6 protein-coding genes are annotated in these 9,115 nt (G+C 65.6%); all 6 read left to right on the forward strand.

The features are described 5' to 3' along the window. The first annotated feature begins 44 nt into the window (after positions 1-44). Positions 45-1,238, forward strand: coding sequence for a DNA polymerase III subunit beta (gene dnaN, locus WA944_RS26845; RefSeq protein WP_526375419.1), 1,194 nt, complete (start codon positions 45-47; stop codon positions 1,236-1,238). Positions 1,239-1,271: 33 nt separating this feature from the next. Beyond that, entirely contained in the window at positions 1,272-2,165 is an 894-nt protein-coding gene (gnd, locus tag WA944_RS26850) for a phosphogluconate dehydrogenase (NAD(+)-dependent, decarboxylating) (RefSeq protein WP_526375421.1), read from the forward strand. Positions 2,166-2,178: 13 nt separating this feature from the next. Next, positions 2,179-3,336 carry a DNA replication/repair protein RecF gene (recF, locus tag WA944_RS26855; RefSeq protein ID WP_526375423.1) on the forward strand — a complete coding sequence of 386 codons (1,158 nt, stop codon included), beginning with the start codon at positions 2,179-2,181 and terminating at the stop codon, positions 3,334-3,336. Further along, the gene (locus WA944_RS26860; RefSeq protein ID WP_526608966.1) at positions 3,336-3,917 is read left to right on the forward strand and encodes a DUF721 family protein; all 582 of its coding nucleotides are present in this window, start codon (positions 3,336-3,338) and stop codon (positions 3,915-3,917) included. Before recF ends, WA944_RS26860 begins: the two co-directional genes overlap by 1 nt. Before the next feature lie 220 nt (positions 3,918-4,137). Beyond that, positions 4,138-6,171 (forward strand): DNA topoisomerase (ATP-hydrolyzing) subunit B, encoded by a 2,034-nt coding sequence (gene gyrB, locus WA944_RS26865; RefSeq protein ID WP_526369089.1) that lies wholly within the window; start codon positions 4,138-4,140, stop codon positions 6,169-6,171. Between the two features lie 21 nt (positions 6,172-6,192). Next, positions 6,193-9,115: DNA gyrase subunit A (gene gyrA, locus WA944_RS26870; protein ID WP_526369091.1), on the forward strand; the 2,923-nt coding region annotated here is incomplete at its 3' end.

Below are 9,115 nucleotides of genomic sequence, written 5' to 3' on the forward strand. Positions count from 1 at the left end.
CCGCTGATTATGGCTTTTGTCGGGGTGTGCATCGAAGGGACGCTATGAACGTGGCGACGGCAGGTCTCACGGATTTGAAGTTTCGGCTGACCCGCGAAGACTTCGCTGACGCGGTTGCCTGGGTGGCACGCAACCTGCCGTCACGGCCGACGGTCCCAGTGCTCGCCGGGGTGTTGCTCACCGGATCCGACGACGGTCTGACCATCTCGGGTTTCGACTACGAGGTCTCAGCCGAGGTGCAGATCGCCGCTGAAATCGCTTCTCCAGGAAGCGTTTTGGTATCCGGGCGGCTGCTGTCCGACATCGTCCGGTCGTTGCCGGCCAAGCCGGTGGACGTCAGCGTCGAGGGCACCAGGGTGTCGTTGACCTGCGGAAGCGCTCACTTCTCCCTGCCCACGATGGCCGTCGAGGATTACCCGACGCTGCCCACCCTGCCCGACGAGACCGGGATGGTGTCCTCGGATCTGTTCGCCGAGGCGATCGGGCAGGTCGCCGTTGCCGCCGGCCGCGATGACACGCTGCCCATGCTGACCGGCATCCGCGTCGAGATCTCCGGCGAGAAGGTGGTTTTGGCCGCCACCGACCGGTTCCGCCTGGCCGTACGGGAGCTCACCTGGTCGACCGAGGCCGCCGGGGTGGAAGCTGCGGTGTTGGTGCCGGCCAAGACGTTGGCAGAAGCCGCCAAGGCAGGTACCGACGGCGAGGAAGTGCATCTGGCGCTCGGTTCCGGACCCAGTGTCGGCAAAGAGGGACTGTTGGGGATCCGTAGCAGGGGCAAGCGCAGCACCACCCGCTTGCTGGACGCCGAGTTCCCGAAATTCCGTCAGTTGTTGCCCAGCGAACACACCGCTATCGCGACCATGGCGGTCGCCGAACTGAGTGAAGCGATCAAACGTGTGGCCCTGGTTGTCGACCGCGGAGCGCAGGTCCGGATGGAGTTCGCCGATGACGTGTTGCGGCTGTCGGCGGGCGCCGACGATGTTGGTCGCGCCGAGGAGGACCTGCCCGTGCAGTTCTCCGGAGACCCACTGACCATCGCGTTCAACCCGACGTACCTCACGGACGGACTCAGTTCACTGCATGCGGAGCGGGTGACGTTCGGCTTCACCACCTCGAGCCGGCCGGCGGTGCTGCGCCCGGCGGGAGAGGATGACGGAGGCGCCGGCGGCACTGGGCCTTTCCCGGCCGCCGAAACCGACTATGTCTATTTGTTGATGCCGGTGCGCCTTCCAGGGTGAGCCGATCACACCGACAGAAGAAGGGGCGTTGACATGCAATTAGGTCTCATCGGGCTCGGCAAGATGGGCTTCAACATGCGATCCCGTCTGCGCGACGGAGGCCACGAGGTCATCGGATATGACCCGAGGCCGGAGGTCTCCGATGTGGGGTCTCTCGAGGAGCTGGCGTCGGCGCTCGATTCACCGCGTGTGGTGTGGGTGATGGTGCCTTCCGGCACCGTGACCGAGCAGACCATCTCCGCCCTGGCGGGCGTACTGAGCGACGGCGATCTGGTGATCGACGGCGGAAACTCTCGGTACACCGAGGATGCTCCCCATGCAAAGTTGTTGGGGGAAAAGGGTATCGGGTTCATCGACGCCGGAGTTTCCGGCGGCATCTGGGGCCTGACCGAAGGTTACGGTCTGATGGTGGGCGGCGCCGATGCCGATGTGGAACGCGCCATGCCGATCTTCGACACGTTGCGTCCGCCGGGGCCCGTGGAGGACGGATTCGTTCACGTCGGTCCGGTCGGGGCGGGACATTTCGCGAAGATGGTGCACAACGGCGTCGAGTACGCCCTGATGACCGCGTACGCCGAGGGCTACGAGATGCTGGCCGCCGAGGACCTAGTGAAGAGCCCTCAGGCTGTCTATCAAGCCTGGTCGAACGGCACCGTGGTGCGCTCATGGCTGCAGCAACTACTGGCCAGGGCGCTCAAAGAGGATCCCGGGCTGACCGACATCAGCGGTTACACCGAGGACTCCGGCGAGGGTCGGTGGACGGTCGAAGAAGCGATCCGGCTGCGGGTTCCCGTTCCCAGCATCGCGGCGGCTTTGTTCGCGAGATTCCTTTCCCGCCAAGATGATTCACCAACGATGAAGGCGGTCGCGGCGCTTCGCAACCAGTTCGGCGGCCACGCTGTCAAGCGAGTGAGCGAGTCCGGGTGACCGGGGTGTATCCGTGCATGTCCGCCACCTTGCCCTGACCGACTTCCGGTCCTGGGATCGCGTCGAACTCGACCTCGAGCCGGGCCGAACCGTATTCGTCGGCCCCAACGGCTTCGGGAAGACAAATCTCGTTGAGGCGCTGTGGTATTCGTCGACGCTGGGCTCTCACCGAGTGGCCTCCGACGCACCTTTGATCCGTTCCGGCGCTGATCGTGCGGTGGTGTCGACCATTGTGGTCAGCGAAGGACGGGAGCTCGCCGTGGATCTCGACATCACGTCGGGACGGGCGAACAAGGCCCGGTTGAACCGGTCTCCGGTGAGGTCGGCCCGTGAAATCCTCGGCGTGCTGCGCGCTGTGCTGTTCGCGCCGGAGGATTTGTCGCTGGTGCGCGGCGATCCGAGTGAGCGAAGGCGTTATCTCGACGAGCTGGCGACCACCCGACGGCCCAGGATCGCCGGGGTGCGGGCCGATTACGACAAGGTGCTCCGGCAACGGACCGCCCTGCTGAAGACCGCGGCCGGGGCTCGGTTCCGCGGTGACCACAGCGCGCTGGAGACCCTCGATGTCTGGGATGGACATTTGGCTGCCCACGGGGCCCAGTTGATCGCTGCGCGTGTGGAACTGGTGACAGAATTGGCTCCCGAGGTGGAGAAGTCGTATCAGCTGCTGGCGCCGACGTCGCGTCCGACCACGATCCGTTACCGCAGCGGTGTGGACGTGGTGGAAAGTGAAGCGGCAGCGGGTATCGCCGACGCCGGGGTCTTCGAGGCCGGGTTGTTGGAGGCGCTGCGCCGCCGCCGTGATGCCGAACTGGAACGCGGGGTGTGCCTGGTCGGACCACACCGCGACGATCTGGAGTTACGACTCGGCGATCAGGTGGCCAAAGGCTTTGCCAGCCACGGTGAATCATGGTCGGTGGCGCTGGCACTCCGGCTGGCGGCCTACGAACTGCTGCGCACCGAGGGCGGGGATCCGGTGCTGCTACTCGACGATGTGTTCGCCGAACTCGACAGTGCCCGTAGAGAAGCGCTCGCCGCGGTGGCGGACTCGGCAGAGCAGGTGCTCGTCACCGCCGCCGTACACGAGGACATCCCGTACGAATGGGACGTGCGCCGGGTCGATATCACCATGAACGACGGCGACCACGGGCGCGTGTCGGCGGTGAAGTGATGGATGACGAACACCTCGACGAGGACGCCGTGGACGAGGGCCCGGTGGGACCGCCCGCAGACCTCACCCGGATCAAAGGGATGGACCTGGTGCGGCGCACCCTCGAGGAGGCGCGCGGGGCGGCACGGGTCCAGGGGAAGAACGTCGGCCGCGGCCGGACCTCCCCCGCCCCGCGTCGCGTGGCCGGCAACAGCAGGCGTCGCTGGTCGGGTCCGGGACCCGACGGCCGTGATCCGCAACTGCTCGGAGCGGCCACCAGCGACCTCGCTCGCAGCCGGGGGTGGTCCGGGCGGGTCGCCGAGGGCTCGGTGTTCGGGCGGTGGCGGGCGGTGGTCGGCGAGCAGATCGCCGCGCACGCGACCCCGACGTCGTTGAACGACGGCGTCCTCACGGTGTCGGCCGAATCGACCGCGTGGGCGACCCAACTGCGGATGGTGCAGGTCCAGCTGCTGGCCAAGATCGCCGCGGCGGTCGGCGACGGGGTCGTCACCTCTCTGAAGATCACCGGACCGGTGGGTCCCTCGTGGCGCAAGGGCCCGTACCGGGTGCCGGGCCGGGGGCCCCGCGACACCTATGGGTGAGCCGCTCCTGACCACTGGCTGAGAGCGGCGACAAGGATTCATCCACAACTCTCAGGCGTCGGCACGTGTCGAGATTCGAGAAATTCCGCAGACGGCGCAATTAGGTGTGCAGAAACGCCGCCTCAGAATCAGTGGTGACGGTGCCTGACGGTAGACTCGTCGGGAGATCCGCGAGGGGCGGTCGCCCCCCGCATGCGAACCCCAAGGAGACGCGTTCAACGTGGCTGCCCAGAAGAAGAGCGCTTCAAATGAGTATGGCGCTTCCGCCATCACGATTCTGGAGGGCTTGGAGGCCGTCCGGAAACGTCCGGGCATGTACATCGGATCCACCGGTGAGCGTGGCTTGCACCACCTCGTCTGGGAGGTTGTCGACAACGCCATCGACGAGGCCATGGCCGGCTACGCCACCAGGGTCGATGTCAGGATCCTGGGCGACGGCAGCGTCCAGGTCACCGACGACGGTCGCGGCATCCCGGTGGAGATGCACGCCAGCGGCGCACCCACCGTCGATGTCGTCATGACCCAACTGCACGCCGGTGGCAAGTTCGGCGGCGAGAACAGCGGCTACAACGTCAGCGGTGGTCTGCACGGCGTCGGCGTCTCGGTGGTCAACGCGCTGTCCACCCGACTGGAGGCCACCATCTTCCGCGACGGTTACGAGTGGTTCCAGTACTACGACCGCTCGGTACCAGGAACCCTCAAGCAGGGCGGGCCGTCCAACAAGACCGGCACCACCATCCGGTTCTGGGCCGACCCCGGCATCTTCGAGACCACCGAGTACGACTTCGAGACCGTCGCACGTCGGCTGCAGGAGATGGCGTTCCTCAACAAGGGCCTGACCATCGACCTCGCCGATGAGCGCGTCACCCCCGAAGAGGTGGTCGACGACGTGGTGAGCGACACCGCCGAGGCGCCGAAGACCGCCGACGAGAAGGCGGCGGAAGCCGCGGGTCCGCACAAGGTCAAGCACCGCACCTTCCACTACCCCGGTGGTCTGGTCGACTACGTCAAGCACATCAACCGCACCAAGACCCCGATCCAGCAGAGCATCATCGACTTCGACGGCAAGGGTCCCGGCCACGAGGTCGAGATCGCGATGCAGTGGAACGCCGGCTACTCGGAGTCCGTGCACACCTTCGCCAACACCATCAACACCCACGAAGGCGGCACGCACGAGGAAGGCTTCCGCAGCGCGCTCACCACGGTGGTGAACAAGTACGCCAAGGACAAGAAGCTCCTCAAGGAAAAAGATCCCAACCTCACCGGCGACGACATCCGCGAGGGCCTGGCGGCGGTGATCTCGGTCAAGGTCAGCGACCCGCAGTTCGAGGGTCAGACAAAGACCAAGCTGGGCAACACCGAGGTCAAATCGTTCGTCCAGAAGATCTGCAACGAGCAGCTCTCCCACTGGTTCGAGGCCAACCCCGCCGAAGCCAAGACCGTTGTCAACAAGGCGGTCTCGTCGGCCCAAGCCCGCCTCGCCGCCCGCAAGGCGCGGGAGCTGGTGCGCCGCAAGAGCGCCACCGATATCGGCGGGCTGCCCGGTAAGCTAGCCGACTGCCGCTCGACCGATCCGGTTCTGTCGGAAGTGTATGTGGTGGAGGGTGACTCGGCCGGCGGCTCGGCCAAGAGCGGTCGCGACTCGATGTATCAGGCTATCCTGCCGCTGCGCGGCAAGATCATCAACGTCGAGAAGGCGCGCATCGACCGCGTGCTCAAGAACACCGAAGTACAGGCGATCATCACCGCGCTGGGCACCGGCATCCACGACGAATTCGACATCTCGAAGTTGCGCTACCACAAGATCGTGCTGATGGCCGACGCGGACGTCGACGGCCAACACATCTCGACCCTGCTGCTGACGTTGCTCTTCCGGTTCATGAAGCCGCTCATCGAGCACGGGCACGTGTTCCTCGCCCAACCGCCGCTCTACAAGCTCAAGTGGCAGCGCAGCGAGCCCGAGTTCGCCTACTCCGACCGGGAGCGCGACGGTCTACTCGAAGCCGGGCGGGCCGCGGGCAGGAAGATCAACGTCGACGACGGGATCCAGCGCTACAAGGGCCTCGGTGAGATGGACGCCAAGGAACTGTGGGAGACCACGATGGATCCCAGCGCGCGCGTGCTGCGACGGATCACGCTCGACGACGCCGCTGCAGCCGACGAGCTGTTCTCCATTCTGATGGGCGAGGACGTCGAAGCCCGCCGCAGTTTCATCACCCGAAACGCCAGAGATGTTCGCTTCCTGGATGTTTGAGTCGACCTACGAGGGAACTGAATGACTGACACAACGCTGCCCCCCGGCGACGAAGCCGGCGACCGCATCGAACCGGTCGACATCCAGCAGGAGATGCAGCGCAGCTACATCGACTACGCGATGAGCGTGATCGTCGGGCGGGCGCTGCCCGAGGTCCGTGACGGCCTCAAGCCGGTACACCGCAGGGTGCTGTACGCGATGTACGACTCCGGCTTCCGGCCCGACCGCGGACACGCGAAATCCGCACGGTCGGTTGCCGAGACGATGGGCAACTACCACCCGCACGGCGATTCGTCGATCTACGACACCCTGGTCCGGATGGCCCAGCCGTGGTCGCTGCGCTACCCGCTGGTCGACGGTCAGGGCAACTTCGGCTCGCCGGGAAACGACCCGCCAGCCGCCATGAGGTACTGCGTTACCGAGGACGCCGTGGTGCGTCTGCCGGACGGCAATTCCATCCGGATCGGCGACGTAGTGCCTGGAGCGAAGCCCAACTCGGACAATACGATCGAGTTGAAAGTGCTTGACCGCCATGGTGCCCCGGTAGTCGCCGACCGCCTGTTCCACTCCGGCGAGCATCCGACCTACACCGTCCGTACCGACAATGCACACCAGGTAACGGGCACGGCCAACCACCCATTGCTATGCCTCGTCGATCTCGGCGGGGTGCCCACGCTGCTGTGGAAGCTCATCGAGGAGATCAGTCCCGGCGACGTAGTGGCGATGCACGCCGAAAGTACGGTTTGTGATGGAGATCAGTCCAAATCCGTCATAAACCGTGCGCTCGCGCGGTCTTTCGAGTTGCACGGTGATGATCCGGACATCCGTTCGATCGCTACCGAACTGACCGATGGCAGGTTCTGCTACGCGCGGGTGGCATCAGTCTCGGACGCGGGAGTGCGACCGGTTTACAGCCTCCGAGTCGACACTGAAGACCACTCCTTCATCACCAACGGATTCGTAAGCCACAACACCGAGGCGCGGCTGACTCCCCTGGCGATGGAGATGCTGCGTGAGATCGACGAGGAGACAGTCGATTTCATCCCCAACTACGACGGCCGGGTCCAGGAACCCACCGTTCTGCCCAGCCGGTTCCCCAACCTGTTGGCCAATGGTTCCGGTGGTATCGCGGTCGGTATGGCGACCAACATGCCGCCCCACAACCTGCGTGAGCTGGCCGAGGCCGTGTTCTGGTGCCTGGACAACTACGAGGCCGACGAAGAGACCACGCTGGCCGCGGTCACCGAAAGGGTCAAGGGACCGGACTTCCCGACCCACGGCCTGATCGTCGGCTCGCAGGGCATTCACGACGCGTACACCACGGGCCGCGGCTCGATCCGGATGCGCGGTGTGGTCGAGGTCGAGGAGGATTCCAGAGGCCGCTCGCTGCTGGTCATCACCGAGCTCCCGTATCAGGTGAACCACGACAACTTCATCACCTCGATCGCCGACCAGGTGCGTGACGGCAAGCTGGCCGGCATCTCCAACATCGAGGACCAGAGCAGCGACCGCGTCGGGTTGCGCATCGTGGTCGAGGTCAAGCGCGACGCGGTGGCGAAGGTGGTGCTGAACAACCTCTACAAGCACACCCAGCTGCAGACCAGCTTCGGCGCGAACATGTTGTCGATCGTGGACGGGGTGCCCCGCACCCTGCGACTCGACCAGCTGATCCGGCTCTACGTCGTCCACCAGTTGGACGTCATCGTCCGGCGGACCACCTACCGGCTGCGCAAGGCCAACGAGCGAGCCCACATCCTGCGCGGACTGGTCAAGGCGCTCGACGCGCTCGACGAGGTGATCGCGTTGATCCGGGCCTCGGAGACCGTCGACGTCGCCCGCGCCGGCCTGATCGATTTGCTCGACATCGACGACATCCAGGCGCAGGCCATCCTCGACATGCAGCTGCGGCGCCTTGCCGCTCTCGAGCGGCAGCGCATCGTCGACGACCTGGCCAAGATCGAGGCCGAGATCGCCGACCTCGAGGACATCCTGGCCAAGCCGGAACGTCAGCGCGCCATCGTCCACGACGAGCTCAAGGAGCTCACCGACAAATACGGCGACGATCGCCGCACCCGGATCATCCCGGCCGACGGCGACGTGGCCGACGAGGACCTGATCGCCCGCGAAGAGGTCGTCGTCACGATCACCGAGACCGGGTACGCCAAGCGGACCAAGTCCGACCTGTACCGCAGCCAGAAGCGTGGCGGCAAGGGTGTGCAGGGTGCCGGGCTCAAGCAGGACGACATCGTCAACCACTTCTTCGTCTGCTCCACCCACGACTGGATCCTGTTCTTCACCACGCAGGGCCGGGTGTACCGCGCCAAGGCGTACGACCTGCCCGAGGCGTCCCGTACGGCGCGCGGTCAACACGTGGCGAACCTGCTGGCGTTCCAGCCCGAGGAACGCATCGCGCAGGTCATCCAGATCAAGAGCTATGAGGACGCGCCATACCTGGTGCTCGCCACCCGCAACGGCCTGGTGAAGAAGTCCAGGCTGGTCGATTTCGATTCCAACCGTTCCGGCGGCATCGTCGCCATCAACCTGCGCCACGGCGACGAGTTGGTGGGTGCGGTGCTGTGCTCGGCCGACGAGGACCTGCTGTTGGTCTCGGCGAAGGGCCAGTCGATCCGGTTCTCGGCGACCGACGAGGCGTTGCGTCCGATGGGCCGGGCGACCTCGGGTGTGCAGGGGATGCGGTTCAACGAAGAGGACCAGCTGCTGTCGCTCAACGTCGTGCGTGAGGGGACGTACCTGCTGGTCGCGACGTCGGGCGGCTATGCCAAGCGCACGGCCATCGAGGAATACTCGTCCCAGGGCCGCGGCGGCAAAGGCATCCTCACGATCCAGTACGACCGCAGACGTGGCACTCTGGTCGGAGCGTTGATCGTCGACGACGACACCGAGCTGTACGCCATCACCTCCACCGGAGGTGTCATCCGGACCA

Origin of the sequence: Mycobacterium sp. (genome assembly GCF_049683355.1) — a bacterium.
Classification (GTDB): Bacteria; Actinomycetota; Actinomycetes; order Mycobacteriales; family Mycobacteriaceae; genus Mycobacterium.